Consider the following 19,919-nt stretch of genomic DNA (forward strand, 5'->3'; position numbering starts at 1 on the left):
TGGGCTCCCGACTCCATTCACCTGAGGAGAAGCATGCAGCGATTCAACGACCGCGTCGCGATCGTCACGGGTGCCGCGCGGGGCATCGGAGCCGCGACGGCGAAGCGTTTCGCGAGTGAGGGCGCCAACGTCGCCGTCATCGACCTCGACGAGTCGGCAGCGGCAGCGACGGCGGAGTCGCTCGGTGCGGCGAAGGCGATCGGCATCGGTGCCGACGTTTCCGACGAGGACTCTGTCGCGGCGGCCGTCGAGCGCGTCGTCGCCGAGCTCGGTGGCGCGCACATCCTCGTCAACAACGCGGGCGTCACCCGCGACAACCTGCTGTTCAAGATGAGCGCGGCCGACTGGGACACCGTGATGAGCGTCCATCTCCGCGGTGCGTTCCTGATGAGCCGGGCCGCGCAGCAGGTCTTCGTCGCGCAGAAGTACGGCAAGATCGTCAACCTGTCGAGCGTTTCGGCGCTCGGCAACCGCGGCCAGGCCAACTACTCGACCGCCAAGATGGGCGTCCAGGGCCTCACACGCACGCTCGCGATCGAGCTCGGCCCGTTCGGCATCAACGTCAACGCCGTCGCTCCGGGCTTCATCGTCACCGACATGACCGACGAAACCGCCCGCCGGGTCGGCGTCGATCCGGAGACGTTCCGTGAGGCGGCGGCCGCGGAGACGCCAGTTCGTCGGGTCGGTCAACCCGACGACATCGCCACAGCAGTGACGTTTCTCGCGAGCGACGAAGCGTCCTTCGTCGCAGGTCAGACGCTATACGTCGACGGTGGACGCAAGTTGTAGACGCACCAGGGCCGGCCGCAGGTTGCCTTCCCCGCTTGAGATTTCCACCACGCAGAGTGGTCGGTGTTTGCATTTTGCGGTCGGTCCCGCATATCGTTCTGCGGGTCACGGATCCGTCACGAGCGGCCGTGGCAGATAACTGCATAGCACGCCTGGTTATGCCGAATCCTGCCACCGAGGCGTGTGCTCCTATCGGACCTACTGACGTACCGCGGCAGGAGCGGGGGACCCACCTACCGCTTGGATCTACCAGCCAGGCTCGGGGTGTAGTCGCTCGCAGAGCGACGGGGCACCTTTTCCGCCCTAACCCGACAGCTCACCTCGCAGGCATGGAAAGGGACCCCTCTTATGCTCGCGAGTACTCCACTGCGGCGTTTTGCCGCGCTGCCTGTCACTCTTCTTCTCGCTGGCGCGACCGTCGTCGCGACCCCGCACACCGCGGATGCCGCCTCTCCTGACGCGGCCCGCTCCAACCACAAGATCCAGAAGGCGATGAAGGTCGCCAAGCGCCAGCTCGGCGACCCGTACGTCTACGGCGCGACTGGCCCGGGCTCGTTCGACTGCTCCGGTCTTACGTCGTACGCCTACCACAAGGCCGGCATCCGGCTCCCGCGTACGTCCGACAGCCAGGCGCGTGCCGCGCGTTCGGTCTCCCGGAAGAACCTTCGCCGCGGCGACCTGATCTTCTTCCACAGCGGCGGCAACGTCTACCACGTCGGCATCTTCTGGGGTGCGCCCAACGGCAAGCGTCTGATCCTGCACGCGCCGCGCCCTGGCCAGAGGGTCAGCTTCTCCCGTCTGTGGACCAATTCCTGGTTCGCCGGCCGGGTCGGCCCGAAGCACAGTGCGCCGAAGATCAACGGCTTCAACAAGCGCCAGGGCAAGTCCGTCGCGCAGAAGCCCAAGACCGTCGGCACGATCTCGTCCTGACCCGACACGTAACCTCGATGCGGGGCCCTTACCGAGTTCGGTGAGGGCCCTGCGCCACACTTATGCCCATGATCACAGCCACCAAGCCCGGTCGTACGCGTCTGCGCGCGTCGATCGCTCTGTTCGCCGGCCTCGCCCTCCTTCTCGGCGGCTGCAGCGGCGGCGACGACTCCTCGTCGCCCGACGACACCTCGCAGGAGCGTGACGGCGGCTCGGCAACGGCCGTGTCGCCGCTGACCGGCCTGCCGGCCAAGCACGCGCCCGACAAGCCGGTCATGGTCGTCAAGGTCGACAACACCAGCTCGGCACGGCCTCAGGCCGGTCTCGACGGCGCTGACCTCGTCGTCGAGGAGCTCGTCGAGGGCGGGATGACCCGACTGGCCGCGTTCTTCTACAGCGAGCACCCCAAGGACGTCGGCCCCGTACGCTCCATGCGCGACAGCGACGTCGGGATCGTCTCGCCGACGGGCGGCAAGCTGCTCGCGTCGGGTGGAGCCCCGGGTACGACCGACCGCATCGACGAGGCCGGCATCGACGTCCTCACCGAGGGCGACGCCGGATTCTCCCGAGACGGCTCGCGCACCGCGCCGTACAACCTGATGGTCAACCTCGCGGATGCGGCCGATGGTCTCGAGGCGGGCGACGCGCCCGATCCCTACCTGCCGTTCGACGACAAGGCGGTGAAGCGCGGCAAGGCGGTCGACTCGTTCAGCGTGAGCTTCTCGGGCAGCAGCACGACCAGCTGGGATCCCACCAAGGGCGGATGGGTCCGCGCGAACGGCCCGGTCTCGCCCAATGACGACTTCGTCGCCAAGAACGTACTCGTGCTCAACGTCGAGGTTGGCGACGCCGGTTACCTCGACCCGGGCGGCAACCCGGTGCCGGAAACCAAGTTCGTCGGTGACGGCAAGGCGCAGCTGTTCTCGGGCGGCAAGGTGGTCACGGGTACGTGGTCGAAGGATGACCTCGACTCGAACATCGACCTGCAGACCCGGAAGGGCGACCCGCTCAAGGTGCCGGCCGGCGAGACCTTCATCGAACTCGTACCCCGGGGCGCGGGCTCGGTCCGGATCGGCTGACCCGCGCGGCAGCCCTCACGGCCTGTGCATGCGGTAGATCGACACGTCGTCGTTGCGGTACACCAGATCCGCGTACCTCGCGAGCCGCGGTGAGACTTCGGTCGCCCGGACGTCTGCGAAGATCCAGCGCGCATCGTACGTCGACCACAGCGTCTGCGCGACGGAGGCGTCGGGGTCGCGGATCATGGCCATGCTCAGGCCGAACCGATCGGGATACGGCGGGGGTCGACGCTTGTACGAGAGCCCTTCGCGGTCGGTTGGCCCCCGGTCTGCCTCCGTGTACGCCCAGCCGCCCAGGACCATCGGCAGGTCGCTCAGTGCGTTGACCCAGAACGCGGTGGCCTGGCACTCGTGTTCGTAACGCGTCGGTACGCAGTACACGTTCGTGACGACGCTGCCGTCGTCCGCGTGCTTGCGCAGCCAGAGCCCGGCGTCCTGCTCGGCCTCTGTGACCAACCGCGGTAGGTCCCGGTCCTCGTACGGAAGCGGCTCGTCGGCGACGGCATGGCCGACGGGCGTACGCAGGTCGTCGACGGCCGCCGGCGCGCCCGCGGCGAGGGTGAAGACGAGGGCGAGGGTGACGAGTGGAACCGCCGCGCGATTGGTCGTCCTGGCAGCAAGGCGCCATCCGACCACGCACGCGGCGAAGACGGCGAGGGCTAACCCGTAGGGAAGGAACCGATCGAACGGGCCGGTCGCGCGATCGCTCACGTCGACCTCCGGCCACTGCAGCACCCAGGCGCCGACCGCCAGGCCCGCGATGCCGACGGTCAGCAACGGCCCCGCCAGGTCACGTGCACGCAGAGGTACGACGACGCGCACGGCCACGACGACGCTCGTGATCATCGCGAGCACGATGACGATCCGCCAGAAGTACCGCTGGCTGTAGCCCGGCTGTTGCACGAGCCACGACGCACACCAGCCCGCGAAGACGACCGCGGACGACCACCAGATACCGATGTCGGCGCGCGTACGCCGGTATGCGATCCCCAACAGGCCGAGCAGCCGCGGAAGCTGCGTCCAGACGTACAGCCCGAACACGCCGGTCCCGACGAGGAACACACCGTCGTTGTCGTCGACCGCCACCTTCATCGCCGGGTCGAGCTGCAGAGTGTCGAACGCGACGACGGCGGATCCCGACGAACCTCCCAGCAGCTTGAACGACGACGCACCGATCATGACGAGAGCGACGACCACGAGCGCAACCGTCGCCATGGGGAGTCGACGGGTTCGCACGTACTGCACCAGGGCGACGGCGACGAGGGCCGCGATCGCGATCGGTAGGTTGCTGGGCTTTGTCCCGACGGACAACGCCATCAGAAGCACGACCAGGGCCCACGTACCCCGCCCTCCGACGCCGCGGAGCAGCTCGATGATGGCGCCGCTGAGTCCGAGCATCACCACCAGTCCGAGTACGCCCGACGGGCTCACGGCCATGAACCCGCTGGTGATGGCGAGCTGCCGCGGCTCACCGAGGAGGAGGACCACTGGGACGCCGGCGACGAACAGTGCACCGGCCGGGCCGACCCACCAGTACCGTCCGGCCGTACCGTCGTCACCCATCAGCCGCCGGGCGAAGGCCGCGGCCGCGAGCACCATGGTCACACCGAGGACGACGAACCACAGGACGAACGTGACGGTCATCGAAGGGACGCCGCTCAGCTGGGCCGTTGTCGCCGCGTCGGCGTTCGCGAACCAGTGGTAGCGCATGGCCTCGCCCACGACCTGGGGCTGTTGCACGTCGAGCGTGTGCTCCAGCTGGTTCACCAGACTCTGCTGGAACCACAGGTCCGGATGGACGCGGGTGTCGCCGGAACCGGGCAGCGGTCGCATGCGCAGCTCGGTGACATAGAAGTAGCCGACGGCGACCACGCACACCAGAGCGGTCGCACAGTGCCAGGCCAACGGCGTGCGGTGCGCGAGGCTCCGGTGTGGTCGCCAGCAGCGTCGTAAGGACGGCACGGCGAGGAAGGCGACGAGCGCCGTGACCGGCCACCACCACGTGAGCGTCGCGTCACCGATGAGGACCGCGGGCACCCATGCGAGGAGCAGCAGGGCGATCCCCGTGACGTTCCCGAAACCGATCTCTTCGGCAAGGCTCGACGGCGCAGCGAGCGCCCGCCACACCAAGACCCCGGGCACGGTCGTCGACGCGACCCAGGTGAGCAGGTAGACGAACGCCGGGACCGCGTCGACCCCGACCGCGACCGGGACGGCCACGACGGCCGCGGCCACGGTGAGCCAGCAACCGGCGACCAACGCCCGCGCGGCAAGACCCATCGGCGCGTCGCGCTCCGGGCCCACGTCCGGGTTCCGGTACGTCTGCGAGAGGCCGGACGCGGACACGTGTCAGGCGTCGTCAGGGTCGTCGACGGCGGCATCGCCGCGGGCGGCCGCGAACGGGTCGCTCGCCGCCCCGATCTGGCGCAGGCCCGTGAGCACCGACAGGATCACCACCTGGACGTTCGCGCTGGCCCGCTCGGCGTCCTCGGCGTCGGCGACGAAGGCGCCCGCGGTACGCATCGCGCCGAAGAACACGTGCGCGAACGTCTCGCGGAGGTCGTCGTCGACGTCGGCGTCCTTGAGCAGATCGGCGACGATCTTCTGGACCAGGCCGTACGTCGAGCCGTGCTCGGCCTCCTGGACGCGTTCGGGGCCGAGTGCGACGGGCGCCTCCTGCATCACGAGCCGCCGGTACGCCGGCTCCTGGCAGACCTCGAGGAACGAGAGCAGGCCCGCCTGCGCGCGTGCCCACGGGTCCTTCTCCTTGCGAATGGCTCGGGCGATGTACTTCGAGGCGTCCTTCTGGGCACGTTCGAAGACGTCCTCGAACAGGTCGAGCTTGCCGCCGTAGTGGTGGTACAGCGCTCCCTTGGTCACCCGAGCGGCCCGCACGATCTCGTCCAGCGACGTCCCCGCGTACCCGCGCTCGGTGAAGAGCCGGGTGGCGTTCTCCAGCAACGCCTTGCGGGTCGAGGAGGAGTACTCCTGCCGCCGCGGGGTGGCGCGGGCAGCGGCGCGCAGCACCTTGCGGGGAGTCATGCGCGCCAGCATACGTCGGGTGGCCGGTCTCACATACCAACGGTTTGCTTGGGCCGGCGGTATGCAACATACTGACGGTACGTACCGACGGTATGAGAAAGGAGCAGACCATGACCTGGGATGCATACCACCGTCGCAATGACGCACTCCGAACGATCGCGAGCGCCGCCGACCGGCGCCGCGACGGGGTGCTGCCGTGGGGGGAGTACGAAACGGACCTGGTCTTCGACTCGGCCGATGACCTGCTACTCGCGCTGCAGATGCGCTGGACTACCCGCCTGCGCGCGTACATCCACTTGGAACTGGACGAGCAGCCGCTCGATCTCGAAGCGGCGGCCGCGCGAGCCTGGCGGCTCGCCGCCGCGGACCTCCCGGGCATCCGGGCGATCCTGGATGCACATGAGGCGAGGCCTGCGCTCGCGCCCGCACGTACCAAGGAGCTCGCGTTCCTCGCGAGCGCCGCCGGCCTGTCCGACGTGGACAGCGCCGAAGCCGAACTACTCGGTCGTCGGATCAAGGCGAGCGGCCAGTCCATCACCATCGATCGACAGGGAGCGCGCAGCCGCCGACCCCGGCTCCTGCGCCGCCTCCGGGAGGCCGTCGCCGCCTGACGTTCCACGACCCGGCCCCGTCCGGCGCGCTGCCTCCCTCCGCGCGCCGGGCGGGGCCGCCCTGTCTGCGGACGCGCGGATTACCATGGGCCCATGGTAATCCGCGCCACTACCCAGCAAACTTGCTACCGATCGGCGTGGTTTCCCATGGGCCCGTGGTAATCCGCCGTCGGCGGAACCCGAGATTGTGGTGCGCGACCCGATGCGGAAAGATCGAGGGGTGACAGCGCCACCGAGCATCTCGTACTCGATCACCATCCGCCTCGAAGTGCCCGCCGGGGGATCGGCGGTCGGTCAGCTGACCGGCGTCGTCGAGCAAGCCGGCGGAATGATCACCGCACTCGACGTCACTGGCTCGGGCACCGACCGGCTCCGCATCGACGTCACCTGTGCCGCCTCCGACACCGACCACGCGCAGGAGATCGTGCGCGCGATCGAGCGCGTGCCCGATGTCGAGGTACACAAGGTCTCCGACCGTACGTTCCTCATGCACCTCGGCGGCACGATCCAGATGGAGGGCAAGCACCCCATACGCAACCGCGACGACCTGTCGATGGTCTACACGCCGGGAGTCGCCCGCGTCTGCGAGGCCATCGCCGCCAAGCCCGAGGACGCGCGTCGGCTGACGGTCAAGCGCAACTCGGTCGCCGTCGTGACCGATGGCTCGGCAGTGCTCGGCCTCGGCAACATCGGACCCGCCGCCGCCCTTCCGGTGATGGAGGGCAAAGCGGCGCTGTTCAAGCGGTTCGGCGGCATCGACGCCTGGCCGCTGTGTCTCGATACCCAAGACACCGACGAGATCGTACGAACGGTGGCGGCGATCTCACCCGGCTTCGCCGGCATCAACCTCGAAGACATCTCCGCCCCGCGCTGCTTCGAGATCGAGCGGCGGCTGCGCGAGCAGCTCGACATCCCGGTGTTCCACGACGACCAGCACGGCACGGCGATCGTCGTACTCGCGTCGCTGCGCAATGCGTTACGCGTCGTCGGCAAGAAGCTGGATTCCGTCCGGGCCGTGATGTCCGGCGCCGGTGCCGCCGGAAGCGCGATCCTACGGCTGCTGCTCGACGCGGGTCTTCGCGACGTCACGGTCGTCGACGTCGACGGCGTGATCCACCGCGGTCGCGCCGGTATGGACTCGTCCCTGCAGTGGATCGCGGAGCACACCAACCCCGACGGGCGTACGGGAACGCTGCAGGACGTCCTCGCCGGAGCCGACGTGTTCATCGGCGTGAGCGCGCCGAACCTCCTCGACGCCGACGACGTCGCGTCGATGTCCGACGACGCGATCGTGTTCGCGCTCGCCAACCCGACTCCCGAGGTCGACCCGGCGATCGCTCGCCAACACGCGAAGGTGGTCGCGACCGGGCGCTCGGACTACCCGAACCAGATCAACAACGTGCTCGCGTTCCCCGGTGTGTTCCGGGGCCTGCTCGACGCGCACTGCACGGCGGTGTATCCGTCGGTCCTCCTGGCCGCCGCCGATGCGATCGCGAGCAGCGTGCACGACGACGAGCTGAACGCCAACTACGTGATACCGAGCGTCTTCCATGCCGAGGTGCACCAGCGGGTCGCCCTGGCCGTACGCGAGGCGTGCGAGCGTACAGAGGGCACGGTGGGTCAGGACGATGCGGAGTCGCCCGGGCCGGCCAGCTGATCGAGCTCGTCGCCCATCGCCTCGGCGATTGCCTCGGCGAGCTCGCGCCTGAACACCGAGAGCACCGCCTGGCCGGCGACGGGCATCAGTACGGAGATGACCCGCAGGATCGCGTCCCACTGCTCGTCGGGCATGTCCTTCTCGACGAACGGCTGCCAGATCTGCTCGCGTACGTCCTCGACGAACAGGTTGGCGACGGCGCGTAGGTGCTCCGACATCACGGGGAGCATGGACAGAACCGTGTCGGGCTGCAGGCCGATCGCGATCGCCTGCGTACCGGCGCGGACGACCGTCGGCTGCCGCAGCAGGAGCTGGTCGTCGTCGCGGCGCTCGGCGAGCTCGAGCTCCACGAGGCGGTCGATCAGGTTCTCGTCGCGCTCGAGCCCGGACAACGCGAGCAGGGTGGCGACGCTGACGATCTCGGGTTCCTCGACCGTACGCAGCGGGGCGTCGATCACCTCGAGCAGGTCGAGCGCGTGCCCGGCGGTGTCGTCGGGGCGCGCGAGCAGCGTCTTCTCGACGGCAGCGAGCGTATAACCGCGGTCGACGAGCTCGCGTACGAGCTGGAGGCGGCGGGCGTGTACCTCGCCGTAGTAGCCCGTACGTCCTTCGAGCCGCGGTGGCGGGATCAGGCCGCGGCTCGCGTACGCACGCACGTTGCGCACGGTCATGCCGACCCGGGTCGCGAGCTCGTCGATCGTGACCTCCGGCTCGCCGGACCGGCCGGGGGATCCCTCGTTGGCGGTCGTCATGGTGCCCATCCTTCCAGCCGCCCGCATCGTCACGGCTAGGGCGGCCCGCTGGCGCGGGAGGTGACACCATATGCACATGGACGACGCGATGAGCGGAGGAGCCGAGCCGCTTCCCGACGGGGCAGGAACTCCCAGCGGCGGGCTCGCCGGCCAGCTGCTCGTCGCGACGCCGGCGCTGGTCGACGGGCACTTCCGGAGATCCGTCGTCCTCGTACTCGATCACGACGACGACGGTGCCCTGGGCGTGATCTTGAACCGGCGTACGACCATCGAGGTCGACGACGTGCTCCCGGGCTGGTCGAGCACCGTCACCGCACCCGGCGGCGTGTACGAAGGTGGTCCGGTCGCCACCGACTCGGCGTTGGCCGTCGGCCTCCTCGCGGTCGATCCCGAGGACGAGCCCATCGGCTGGCGCAAGATGTTCGGCCGGGTCGGACTCGTCGACCTCGACGCGCCGTCGTCCGTGATCGAGGACGCGCTCGCAGGGATGCGGATCTACGCGGGGTACGCGGGTTGGGGCGATGGTCAGCTCGAGGCGGAGATCGAGGATGGCTCGTGGCTCGTACTCGCGGCGGCCGACGGCGACCTGCTGCACGCGTCCCCGGACACGCTCTGGCGCGATGTGCTCCGGCGCCAGGGCAGCGAGCTCCGGCTGCTGTCGACCTACCCCGAAGACCCGACGCTGAACTGACCGGCACGACGTACGTCTTAGAGGTTCCGCGGATGGGGATCGCTGGACTCGCGTGCCTGGGCATCCCGACCGGCGCCGTTCTCGGCACTCGAAGCACTATCCAGTGCGCCTTCGCTCCTCCGCCTTGCCGGACCGGGCGCCCAGAGCCGCTCCTATCCAGCGCCCCTATCCGCGGAACCTCTTAGCGGAACCTCTTACACTTGTCGGGTGGGTATCTCATTGAGTCCGGGCACGCAGACGGTTGACGACTCTCGTACCAAGCCGAAGACCGACGACGGCGACCACGAGCGGTTCTCGCACTACGTCGCCAAGGACAAGCTCACTGATGCGATGGTCAACGGCACGCCCGTCGTCGCACTCTGCGGCAAGGTATGGGTTCCCAGCCGCGACCCGCAGCGGTATCCGGTATGCCCGGAGTGCAAGGAGCTCTGGGACTCGTTCAAGCCCGGCGACGAGGGCGACGACTCCGACGACTGACGTTCGGCGTGTCGCCTGCACCGGGACGGTTTCCGGCCGGCGAACGCGCGGTGACCTGCGCGGGTTCGTGTGGCGGGTGATCCGACCGTCGCGTAGTGTGCCCTCTCAGACAATCGGTGGGCCTCGGGTTCGCCGCCGATCAGTAGACAATCGAGGGGATTCCAAGTGTCTGTTCTTCGTCGCTGTGTGCAAACGGCCGTCGGGCTATCCGTCGGCGGGCTTGCGCTGGGCACGCTCGTTGCACCGGGTGTTGCGTCCGCAGCTCCGGCCGGTGTCGGCGCGAACGTGAGCGCCGCCGAGGCCTGTGCGCCCGGCCAGGGCGTGCTGTCATCGCGATCCGATGGTTATGTACGTGATCCGGGCCCGTCGCAGGCCGAGGTGCGCGCGTACGAGGACCAGTTCGACGCGGCCTTCGACGCCCTGTCGCCCGCTGAGCGTTCCTCCGCCGCGGGCGAGGGCAAGACCGTCACGATTCCCGTGCACGTGCACGCGATCCAGACGTCGAAGAACACGGTCAAGGCGCCGCGCAAGCGGATCAAGCAGCAGATCCGGATCATGAACCGTGCCTACAAGGGCAACCAGAGCAAGGCGTCGGCGAAGACGAAGTTCCGGTTCAGGCTGAAGAGCGTCGACCGCACTGTCAACAAGCGCTGGTACACCGCAGCGCTCGGTGACCGGGCCGCGAACAAGATGAAGCGCAAGCTGCACAAGGGCGGGTCGCGTGCGCTGAACCTCTACCTGTCCGCTCCGGAGATCAACGGTGGCACGCTGTTCGGCTGGGCGACGTTCCCCGCCGACCTCAAGCGTCAGCCGAAGATCGATGGTGTCGTGATCAACTACGGCAGCATGATGAACGGCAAGTACACGGGTTACAACAAGGGCGACACCGCGGTGCACGAGGCCGGTCACTGGCTCGGTCTCTACCACACGTTCCAGGGCGGTTGCAGCAAGCTCAACGACCGCGTGAAGGACACCCCGCGTGAGGCCACGCCGAACTACGAGTGCCCGAAGTCGCGCAACACCTGCAAGGCGCCGGGCAAGGATCCGATCCACAACTTCATGGATTACTCGTACGACAAGTGCATGACGCAGTTCACGTTCGGGCAGAGCAAGCGCATGAACCGTCAGTGGGCGGCGTTCCGCGCTCGATGAACCATGCGTCCCAACTGCCTCCGGCATATCCCGAGCGGGCAGCATGGGGCACCGCGCAGAAGCTGCGCGCATGGCAGGCAGCCGCAATAGAGCGGTACCGCGTAACCCGGGGTCGCGACTTTCTCACGGTCGCGACCCCGGGCGCGGGTAAGACGACGTTCGCTCTGCGCATCGCCGCCGAGCTCCTCGAGCGGCGCGTCGTCGAGCGCCTCGTCGTCGTTGCCCCGACCGATCACCTGAAGACCCAATGGGCCGAGGCGAGTGCCCGGGTGGGCATCTCCCTCGACCCGTCGTTCTCCGGACGCAGCGGCAAGCTGTCCGGCGACTACAACGGCATCGCGCTCACGTACGCCGGTGTCGCGGCCAACCCCGTTGCGTACCGAGTGCGCACCGAGCGCTTCAAGACGCTCGTCATCCTCGACGAGATCCACCATGCCGGCGACGCCCTGTCGTGGGGCGAGGCAGTGCAGGAGGCGTTCGAGCCCGCCACCCGACGGCTCGCTCTGACCGGCACGCCGTTTCGGTCCGACACCAACCCCATCCCGTTCGTCGAGTACGAGCGGCTCGAAGACGGCGTATCGCGCAGCACTGCCGACTACTCGTACGGGTACGCGGATGCGCTCGCCGACGGTGTGGTGCGGCCGGTGCTGTTCATGGCGTACTCCGGCGACATGCAGTGGCGCACCAGCGCCGGCGACGAGGTCAGTGCGCGGCTGGGGGAGCCGCTCACCAAGGACATCACGGCGCAGGCGTTGCGTACCGCGTTGGATCCGAAGGGGGCATGGATTCCGGCGGTCCTGCAGGCGGCCGACCGGCGTCTGTCGGAGGTACGCCGGCACGTCGACGACGCCGCCGGGCTCGTGATCGCGACCGATCAGGAGTCGGCGCGGGCGTACGCGAAGGTCCTGCGATCGATCACGGGCGAGGCGCCGACGCTCGTGCTGTCCGACGAGCCGAAGTCGAGCGAGCGGATAGCGACGTTCGCGGAGTCCGACGACCGTTGGATGGTGGCGGTCCGGATGGTCTCCGAGGGCGTCGACGTGCCGCGGCTCGCGGTCGGTGTCTACGCGACGACCGCGTCGACGCCGTTGTACTTCGCCCAGGCGATCGGTCGGTTCGTACGCACACGTCGCCGGGGCGAGACCGCGACGGTGTTCCTGCCGAGCGTGCCCGGCCTGCTGCGGCTCGCGTCGGAGCTGGAGCGCGAGCGAGACCACGTACTCGGGCGGCCGGTGCGCGATGACGACGACATCTTCGCCGCCGAGGAGCGGCTGATCGCGCAGGCCCAGCAGGGTGCCGACGAGGCAACGGAGTCGGGTGACTTCGAGGCGCTGGGCAGTGACGCGGAGTTCGACCACGTGTTGTTCGACGGCGCCGCGTTCGGACACGAGGGCAACGTCGCGGTCGGCAGCGACGAGGAGATGGACTTCCTCGGCATCCCCGGTGTGCTTGAGCCCGACCAGGTACGTGAGCTGCTGCGGCATCGGCAGAACGAGCGGTTGACCGAGCAGCGTCGACGCGAGCGGGGCCAGGGGGCGCAGACACGTCCCGCACATGCCGGTGAGCGTGACCGCGGCGAGCACACGAGCACCAGCCCCGCAGCCCATCCACCCACTCACCAGCGCATCGCGGTGCTTCGGCGGGAGCTGAACGGGCTCGTCGCCGCATGGCATCACCGCACCGGGCAACCGCACGGGGTCACCCACAACCAGCTGCGCAGCGAGTGCGGCGGACCCCCTGCCGCGCAGGCGACCGCGGAGCAGCTGTCCGCGCGCATCGACAAGCTGCGCGAGTGGGCTGCCCGGCGCACGTGACGACCGCCCGCTTTGCGATCGGGGACGCCCAGCTCTACTAGGTAGCGATCTGGGCGTCCCCGGTCGCAACGGTTCGAGGTCTGGGCGTCCCCCGGTCGCAACGCGGAAGCGGTAACGTTCGGATATGGAACGCTGGCGTCCGGTACGCAACGACCAGGTCGAACCAGCCCACGAAGGCATCGATGGCCGCTGAGATCTCCCAGACCCTCGACCGCGGGCTCCGCCTGCTCGACGCGGTCGCGGTCGAGCCGGCGGGATATTCGATCGGCGACCTCGCGGATCGCCTCGAGCTGAACCGCACCGTGGTCTATCGACTCGTCGCGACCCTCGAGTTGCACGGACTCGTTCATCGCGATCGTTCCGGGCGGGTCACGGCGGGCCTCGGGCTGATCCCCCTCGGCCAGGCCGTACGTCCCGTGCTGCAGGCCCGCGCCACGCCGGTGCTGCGCGCACTCGCCGACGAGGTCGGTGCGACGGCGCACCTGACCGTCGCGGAGGGCGAGGAGGCCACCGCGATCGCGGTGGTCGAGCCGCGCTGGTCCGACTTCCATGTCGCGTACCGCGTCGGCGCCCGGCACGACGTACGCGATGCGGCCGCGGGTCGTGCGATCCTGCTCGGTCGGTCGTTGACGGTCGGGACGCCGGCGGGCACGTCGTACGTTGCGAGCGCGGGTGAGCTGCAGCCCGGCGCCAGGGGCGTCGCCGCACCCGTGTGCGGGGTCGAAGGTCTCGACGCGTCGATCGGGATCGTCAGCCTGCACGAGGTCGACATTGACGAGATCGGACCGCTGGTCGTACGCGCGGCCGCCGCGATCGCCCGCGCACTGGAGTAGAGCCCCCGGTGGGCATGTCGTTCGCGCGGCGACACGCCGGCGATTCCCGCGCAAACGTCATCCGCACGGGACCCGGGCTCAGTGGTGCGCGGCGTCGACGAGCGGTGCGACGCGGCGGCGAAGCTGCGTCGCGAGCGCGATCACCGTCGAGGTGCGCTCGACGCTCGGGAAGTCGACGACGGAGTCGATCACCCGCTGGAGGTCGGCGTTGGACCGCGCGACGACCCGGCACCACAGATCACCCGCACCGGTGATCGTGCACGCCTCGATCACCTCGGGGATGTCCGCGAGATGACGCGAGACCCGTTCGTGGCCGGCGTCCTGGCGGATCTCGAGCGTCAGGAACGCCGTCACCGGATACCCGAGCCGCTCGGGGTCGATCGTCGGCGACCAGTTGTCGATCACCCCGCGCTGCGCGAGCCGGTCGAGTCGCGACTGCACCGTGGCGCGCGCGACGCCGAGCCGCCGGGAAGCCTCGAGTACGCCGATCCGCGGCTCGTCGAGGAACAGCGCGATGATCCTGGCATCGAGCACATCGATCGGTTGACTCATGACGAGATTCTAGACAATGTGTGCATTCAGGCGGAGCGACCTTGCACATTCTGTGTGGTGATCGCATGCTCGTCGCATGACTGACACCACCGAGCCGACGCTCACACCCGACGAACGAGAGGCCGACCTCTCCCTCGAACAGCTCAAGCAGCTCGTCGGTCTTGTCGAGTACGACGAGGCCTCCGACCCGTTCCCCGTCACCGGCTGGGACGCCATCGTGTTCATCGTCGGGAACGCGACCCAGGTCGCGCACTACTACCAGTACGCGTTCGGGATGGACCTCGTCGCGTACAGCGGGCCGGAGACCGGCTCGCGCGACCGCAAGGCGTACGTGCTGCGCAGCGGCTCGTGCCGGTTCGTGATCGAGGGCGGCGTACGTCCCGACAGTCCGCTGCTCGACCATCACCGCAAGCACGGTGACGGCGTCGGTGACATCGCGCTCGAGGTGCCCGACGTCGACAAGTGCATCGATCATGCACGCAAGCAGGGAGCGACCGTACTCGAAGAACCGCACGACGTCAGCGACGAGCACGGCACCGTGCGGATGGCGGCGATCGCTGCGTACGGCGACACGCGGCACTCGCTGATCGACCGCTCGGGCTACGACGGTCCGTACCTGCCCGGTTTCGAGGGGCGTACGACGTCGGTGAAGCGCGCGGCGGACGCGCCTAAGCGGCTGTTCCAGGCGGTCGACCATGTCGTCGGCAACGTCGAGCTCGGCAAGATGGACGAGTGGGTCGCCTTCTACAACAGAGTCATGGGCTTCGTGAACATGGCGGAGTTCATCGGCGACGACATCGCGACCGACTACTCGGCGCTGATGAGCAAGGTGGTCTCGAACGGTAACCACCGGGTGAAGTTCCCGCTGAACGAGCCGGCCATCGCCAAGAAGAAGAGTCAGATCGACGAGTTCCTGGAGTTCTACGACGGTCCCGGCGCGCAGCACATCGCGCTCGCGACCAACGACATCCTCTCGACGGTCGACCACATGCGGGCCAACGGAGTCGAGTTCCTGGACACGCCCGACTCGTACTACCAGGACGACGAGCTGCGCGAGCGGATCGGCAAGGTGCGCGTACCCGTCGAGCAGCTGCAGTCGCGCGGCATCCTGGTCGACCGTGACGAGGACGGCTACCTGCTGCAGATCTTCACCAAGCCGATCGGCGACCGTCCGACGGTGTTCTACGAGCTGATCGAGCGGCATGGGTCGCTCGGCTTCGGCAAGGGCAACTTCAAGGCGCTGTTCGAGGCGATCGAGCGCGAACAGGAGCGCCGCGGCAACCTCTGAAAGAACGGTGAGGAGAGAGTTCTGGCCCTGTGAGGAGAGGATTCCGGCCCTTCCGCGGGTGCAGAACTCTCTCGCGGAAGGGCCGGAATCCTCTCCTCACCGTGGTTTGCGGGCTCGGAAGCGTACGACGTGGTTGCGACCGGAGTAGCGCACCTGCTCGATGTCGAGTCCGGCGTTCTCGACCGCCGGCTCGAACGCTCCGCGGGGGATGAGGCGGTGCGGTGAGCCGTCGATGCGGTGTGTCCATGCGGATACCGGGGTGTCGGTGAGGTCGTACCCGACGAACATCCCTCCCGGGCGGAGTACGCGGGCAACCTCGTCGACGGCGGCCTCCCACGCGATCACGTGATGCAGCATCAGGAAGCTGACGACGGCGTCGTACGTCGCGTCGGCGAACGGCATCCGCGTCACGTCGGCCTGGCGGACTGCAACGTTGGAGTATCGGGCCAGGCGTACGCGTGCGACGTCGACCATCGCGGGGTCGACGTCGGTCATCATGAGCCGGACGTCGGGGTTCGTACGCGCGAGCGCCTCGGCCATGCCGCCGCCCCCGCCACCGATCTCGAGTACGTCGCCGTGGAAGGTCGCGCCGAGCGTGGTCCAGGGAACGAGCCGGCGCGCGACCTTCTGCCACACGCCGCTACGGCAGAAGGAGCGTTCGGGCCTGGACATCGCGGGCATTCGCCAAGTGTGCCACCGCATCGTGCCGTACCCCGCTCGAACGGCTCGGTGCCCGCGTAGGGTGTGGCCATGCTTGGTCTGGTGCGTGGGGTCGGACTCGTCGTCTCGGTGGGGCTGCTGGGCACGGCGGGAGCCGCCGCGCAGGCGCCCGAGCACGGCGCTGCGGGTATCGGAGACCCGTACTTCCCGACGTCCGGAAACGGCGGCTACCGGGTTCAGCACTACGACATCACGGCCGGGTACGTGGCCAAGACCCGTAGGCTGCGTGGCGACACCACCATCAAGGCGCGCGCGACGCAGGACCTGTCGCGACTCAACCTCGACCTGTTGCTGCGGGCATCGGAGGTCCGCGTCGACGGCCACCGCGCGAAGTTCCGGCAAACCCGACACGAGCTGATCGTCACGCCACGACACACGGTCCCGGACGGCACGCGCTTCACGGTGCGGGTGCGCTACGCCGGCCGCCCCGGCACCATCGAGTACGCCGACGAGCGGCCGTTCATCGCATCGAAGTCCGGGGCGCTCGCGGTCGGCCAGCCCAATATCGCCGCATGGTGGTTCCCGAGCAACGACCACCCGTCCGACAAGGCGCGGTTCGATATCGCGTTGCGGGTCGCCGAGGGCAGGCAGACCGTCAGCAACGGACGCCTGGTGAGTGCGAAGACCCGCAACGGTCGCACGACCTGGCGATGGCACGCCGGCAAGCCGATGGCCACGTACCTCGCGTTCGCCGGATGGGGCGGCTTCGCGATCGAGCGGGGGCACACCCGCTCGGGCCGCCCGTACCTCTACGCGTACGACAAGCGACTCGGGACCGGCATCCTCGAGACCGCCAAGCGCTCGCTGCATGCGACGGGCCCCGTCACCGGCTTTCTCTCGAAGCGCTGGGGTCGCTATCCGTACCGGCAGATCGGCGGCGTCGTGACCGCCGCACCACTGGGGTATGCGCTGGAGAACCAGACCCGGCCGGTGTACGACCGGGTGTTCTTCGCGGGCGTCAACCGCGGTGTGGTCGTGCACGAGATGGCACATCAGTGGTTCGGCGATGCGATCGCGCTGAAGCGATGGCGGGACATCTGGCTCAACGAGGGCTACGCGACGTACTCCGAGTGGATCTGGGCCGCCCAGCACGGCGGCCGTACGCCGGCGCAGCAGTTCGACGACCTGTACGACCTCCCCGCAACGGACCACTTCTGGTCGCTGCCGATCGGGAACCCCGGCGCGCACAACATCTTCGCCGGCCCGATCTACACCCGGGGGGCCATGGCGTTGCACGCGCTTCGCCGCGAGATAGGCTCGGAGGCGTTCTTCGACGTAAGTCGCCGATGGGTCCACCGCAATGCGGACGGAGTCGGAAGTACCAACGAGTACCGACGGCTCGCCGAGGAGGTCAGCGGCAAAGATCTCGGGCCGCTCTTCTCGTCGTGGTTGGGGCCCGGTAAGCCGGAGGTGTGACCATGTCCGATCGGGCCGCTGCCGTACTGTCCGCCCTGGCCGAGCGTCTGCCGGGCGATTGCGTGATAACCGATCCCGATCTGATGGAGTCGTATCGCGTCGACCGGGCGATGTTCTGTGCAGCGGGCACTCCGCTCGCGGTCGTCCTTCCGCGCGAGACCGCGCAGGTCAGCGCGGTGCTCGAGGTCGCTTCCGAGCATGCCGTGCCCGTCGTACCGCAGGGTGCGCGGTCCGGTCTGTCCGGCGCCGCGAACGCCATCGAGGGGTGCCTCGTCGTCGGGCTCGAGCGGATGGCCGAGGTTCGTCACATCGACGTCGCCAACAGGTACGTCGTCACGCAGCCCGGCGTGATGAACGCCGAGCTCTCGCGGGCGGTCGAGGCGGAGGGCCTGTTCTACCCGCCCGACCCGAGCAGCTGGGAGTTCTGCTCCATCGGCGGCAACCTCTCGACCAACTCGGGCGGGCTGTGCTGCGTGAAGTACGGCGTCACCACCGACTACGTGCTCGGGCTCGAGGTGGTCCTCGCATCCGGCGAGGTGCTGCGTACCGGCCGGCGTACGGTCAAGGGCGTCGCCGGGTACGACCTGACCAAGCTGTTCGTCGGGTCCGAGGGCACCTTGGGCATCATCACCGAGGCGACGCTCAGCCTGCGCCCTGCCGCGCAACGCCCGGAGACCCTCGCCGCCACCTTCGACGACGCGGAACGCGCTGCCGAGGGGGTCTCGGCGGTGGTCGGCTGCGGCATCGTGCCGAGCCTGTTGGAGTTCATGGACCGGACGAGCGTGCAGGCGGTCAACGACGCGTTCAAGCTCGGTTTCGATCCCGAGGTCGGTGCGGTGGTCATCGCCCAGTCGGACGCGGGCGGCAGCCATGGCCGCGAGGAGGTCGACCACATCGCGAAGGTGCTCGCCGACAGCGGCGCCACCCAGGTGGTCGTGGCCGACGACCCGGCCGAGGGCGAGCTGTTGCTGAAGGCGCGGCGCGAGGTGCTCACGGCGTTCGAGCGCCTGGGTACGACGCTGATCGACGACGTGTGCGTACCCCGCGATGCCCTTGGCGCGTTGGTGAAGGGCATCGACGCGATCGCGGCCGAGCACGATCTGGTGATCGGCGTCGTCGGCCACGCGGGCGATGGCAACTTCCATCCGACGGTGGTGTTCGACGGCCAGGACGAAGACGAGTCGAGGCGGGCCAAGCAGGCGTTCGACGACGTGATGACGCTCGGTCTGGACCTCGGCGGCACGATCACCGGCGAGCACGGCGTCGGCGTACTGAAGCGTGACCTGCTCGCCCGGGAGGTGGGCGACCTCGGGATGCGCGTACACCGCGACATCAAGCACGCCCTCGACCCGCACGACATCCTCAATCCGGGCAAGGTCTTCTGAGCGATCTGCCCCGTGGGCATGACGTTCGGGTGGCGCCAAGCGGCGTGTCGCCACCCGAACGGCATGCTCACCGGGGCTGTCGGCTCGGTTCAGTACGCGGCCGTGAAGCGCATCCGGCGATGGCGCGGCCGCTCGACCTCGTCGATCAGCGCGACCGCGAGGTCTTCCATCGAGATCCGGGACGCTCCGGTCGAGTCGACGACGAGCTCGTCGATCCCGAGGCGGAACCTGCCCGTCCGCGTTCCCGGCGACAGCGACGCCGCGGGACTCAGGTAGGTCCAGTCCGCCCGTTGCGCGGCCCGGCATGCCGCCAGCTGGTCGGCGCACGCGTTGGCGATCGGCCGGCCGGCCGGATGCAGGTACCGCGGGTCGTCCACGACCGTGCGGCCGCCGGTCTCCGGGATCACGAGGCTGCCGGCGCCGCCGACGATGACCACCCGGCCCCGGCTGGCGGCGACGCCGTCCAGCAGCACCGTCGCCACCTCCGCGAGCTCGGACTCGCGCCCGTGCGGCGGCCGGGTCGCTCCGACGATCACGTCATGGTCGTACGCGAGCGCGGCGACCGCCTCACGGTCGGTGGCGTCGGCGACGAGGGGGACGGTGTCATCGGGCACCTCCGCCACCTGCTCGGACCGGCGTACGACCGCGCTCACCTCGTGCTCGCGTGCCGTGGCCTCCGCGACGATGCGGCGCCCCATGTTGCCGAGGGCCCCGAAGACGGCGATGCGCAT

General features: G+C 68.9%; 19 protein-coding genes and 1 riboswitch. Of the genes, 13 read left to right on the plus strand and 6 right to left on the minus strand.

The window, feature by feature from the left end:
- Positions 1-33 precede the first annotated feature (33 nt).
- The 3 genes from fabG to L0C25_RS16385 all read left to right on the plus strand — a co-directional run bounded on the left by fabG (position 34) and on the right by L0C25_RS16385 (position 2,798).
- Positions 34-789, plus strand: a complete 756-nt coding sequence (gene fabG / locus L0C25_RS16375) for a 3-oxoacyl-ACP reductase FabG (RefSeq protein ID WP_271632757.1) — start codon at positions 34-36, stop codon at positions 787-789.
- 192 nt (positions 790-981) lie between these two features.
- Positions 982-1,133: riboswitch (cyclic di-AMP (ydaO/yuaA leader) on the plus strand.
- Between the two features lie 4 nt (positions 1,134-1,137).
- Positions 1,138-1,719 (plus strand): C40 family peptidase, encoded by a 582-nt coding sequence (locus L0C25_RS16380; RefSeq protein WP_271632758.1) that lies wholly within the window; start codon positions 1,138-1,140, stop codon positions 1,717-1,719.
- Between the two features lie 68 nt (positions 1,720-1,787).
- A complete protein-coding gene (locus L0C25_RS16385) occupies positions 1,788-2,798 on the plus strand; it encodes a DUF3048 domain-containing protein (RefSeq protein WP_271632759.1) in 1,011 nt (336 codons plus the stop codon).
- A gap of 15 nt (positions 2,799-2,813) precedes the next feature.
- On the opposite strand, the gene L0C25_RS16390 is transcribed toward L0C25_RS16385, so the two are convergent.
- On the minus strand, positions 2,814-5,144 hold the full coding sequence (locus L0C25_RS16390) for a hypothetical protein (RefSeq protein WP_271632760.1): 2,331 nt from the start codon (positions 5,142-5,144) through the stop codon (positions 2,814-2,816).
- A gap of 3 nt (positions 5,145-5,147) precedes the next feature.
- Positions 5,148-5,840, minus strand: a complete 693-nt coding sequence (locus L0C25_RS16395; RefSeq protein ID WP_271632761.1) for a TetR/AcrR family transcriptional regulator — start codon at positions 5,838-5,840, stop codon at positions 5,148-5,150.
- Between the two features lie 110 nt (positions 5,841-5,950).
- Between L0C25_RS16395 and L0C25_RS16400 the strand changes: the two genes are divergently transcribed.
- Both L0C25_RS16400 and L0C25_RS16405 read left to right on the plus strand, forming a co-directional pair.
- Positions 5,951-6,451 (plus strand): hypothetical protein, encoded by a 501-nt coding sequence (locus tag L0C25_RS16400; RefSeq protein ID WP_271632762.1) that lies wholly within the window; start codon positions 5,951-5,953, stop codon positions 6,449-6,451.
- Between the two features lie 220 nt (positions 6,452-6,671).
- Complete coding sequence (locus tag L0C25_RS16405; RefSeq protein ID WP_271632763.1) at positions 6,672-8,108, plus strand: NAD-dependent malic enzyme; 1,437 nt, start codon at positions 6,672-6,674, stop codon at positions 8,106-8,108.
- Here the strand turns inward: L0C25_RS16405 and L0C25_RS16410 are convergent.
- On the minus strand, positions 8,072-8,860 hold the full coding sequence (locus L0C25_RS16410; RefSeq protein ID WP_271632764.1) for a MerR family transcriptional regulator: 789 nt from the start codon (positions 8,858-8,860) through the stop codon (positions 8,072-8,074). The genes L0C25_RS16405 and L0C25_RS16410 overlap by 37 nt on opposite strands.
- Before the next feature lie 76 nt (positions 8,861-8,936).
- Between L0C25_RS16410 and L0C25_RS16415 the strand changes: the two genes are divergently transcribed.
- The 5 genes from L0C25_RS16415 (at position 8,937) to L0C25_RS16435 (ending at position 13,827) form a co-directional block, all read left to right on the plus strand.
- Entirely contained in the window at positions 8,937-9,551 is a 615-nt protein-coding gene (locus L0C25_RS16415; protein ID WP_271632765.1) for a YqgE/AlgH family protein, read from the plus strand.
- 207 nt (positions 9,552-9,758) lie between these two features.
- Complete coding sequence (locus L0C25_RS16420) at positions 9,759-10,028, plus strand: DUF3039 domain-containing protein (protein WP_271632766.1); 270 nt, start codon at positions 9,759-9,761, stop codon at positions 10,026-10,028.
- A gap of 165 nt (positions 10,029-10,193) precedes the next feature.
- Positions 10,194-11,180 (plus strand): zinc metalloprotease, encoded by a 987-nt coding sequence (locus tag L0C25_RS16425; RefSeq protein WP_271632767.1) that lies wholly within the window; start codon positions 10,194-10,196, stop codon positions 11,178-11,180.
- Positions 11,177-12,994: a DEAD/DEAH box helicase gene (locus tag L0C25_RS16430; RefSeq protein ID WP_271632768.1), complete on the plus strand. Its 1,818-nt coding sequence runs from the start codon at positions 11,177-11,179 to the stop codon at positions 12,992-12,994. The genes L0C25_RS16425 and L0C25_RS16430 overlap by 4 nt, the downstream gene beginning before the upstream one ends.
- Before the next feature lie 182 nt (positions 12,995-13,176).
- Positions 13,177-13,827, plus strand: a complete 651-nt coding sequence (locus tag L0C25_RS16435; protein ID WP_271632769.1) for an IclR family transcriptional regulator — start codon at positions 13,177-13,179, stop codon at positions 13,825-13,827.
- A 78-nt stretch (positions 13,828-13,905) separates the two neighbouring features.
- On the opposite strand, the gene L0C25_RS16440 is transcribed toward L0C25_RS16435, so the two are convergent.
- Positions 13,906-14,379, minus strand: coding sequence for an Lrp/AsnC family transcriptional regulator (locus L0C25_RS16440; protein WP_271632770.1), 474 nt, complete (start codon positions 14,377-14,379; stop codon positions 13,906-13,908).
- Positions 14,380-14,455: 76 nt separating this feature from the next.
- On the opposite strand from L0C25_RS16440, the gene hppD reads away from it, so the two are divergent.
- The gene (gene hppD / locus L0C25_RS16445) at positions 14,456-15,667 is read left to right on the plus strand and encodes a 4-hydroxyphenylpyruvate dioxygenase (RefSeq protein WP_271632771.1); all 1,212 of its coding nucleotides are present in this window, start codon (positions 14,456-14,458) and stop codon (positions 15,665-15,667) included.
- Positions 15,668-15,763: 96 nt separating this feature from the next.
- On the opposite strand, the gene L0C25_RS16450 is transcribed toward hppD, so the two are convergent.
- Positions 15,764-16,348 carry a class I SAM-dependent methyltransferase gene (locus L0C25_RS16450; protein ID WP_271632772.1) on the minus strand — a complete coding sequence of 195 codons (585 nt, stop codon included), beginning with the start codon at positions 16,346-16,348 and terminating at the stop codon, positions 15,764-15,766.
- A gap of 69 nt (positions 16,349-16,417) precedes the next feature.
- On the opposite strand from L0C25_RS16450, the gene L0C25_RS16455 reads away from it, so the two are divergent.
- The gene (locus L0C25_RS16455) at positions 16,418-17,803 is read left to right on the plus strand and encodes a M1 family metallopeptidase (RefSeq protein ID WP_271632773.1); all 1,386 of its coding nucleotides are present in this window, start codon (positions 16,418-16,420) and stop codon (positions 17,801-17,803) included.
- Between the two features lie 2 nt (positions 17,804-17,805).
- Positions 17,806-19,188, plus strand: coding sequence for an FAD-binding oxidoreductase (locus L0C25_RS16460; RefSeq protein WP_271632774.1), 1,383 nt, complete (start codon positions 17,806-17,808; stop codon positions 19,186-19,188).
- A gap of 89 nt (positions 19,189-19,277) precedes the next feature.
- Here L0C25_RS16460 and L0C25_RS16465 read toward each other — a convergent pair whose 3' ends face one another.
- A complete protein-coding gene (locus L0C25_RS16465) occupies positions 19,278-19,919 on the minus strand; it encodes an NAD(P)-dependent oxidoreductase (protein ID WP_271632775.1) in 642 nt (213 codons plus the stop codon).

Source organism: Solicola gregarius, from assembly GCF_025790165.1.
GTDB classification, from domain to species: Bacteria; Actinomycetota; Actinomycetes; order Propionibacteriales; family Nocardioidaceae; genus Solicola; species Solicola gregarius.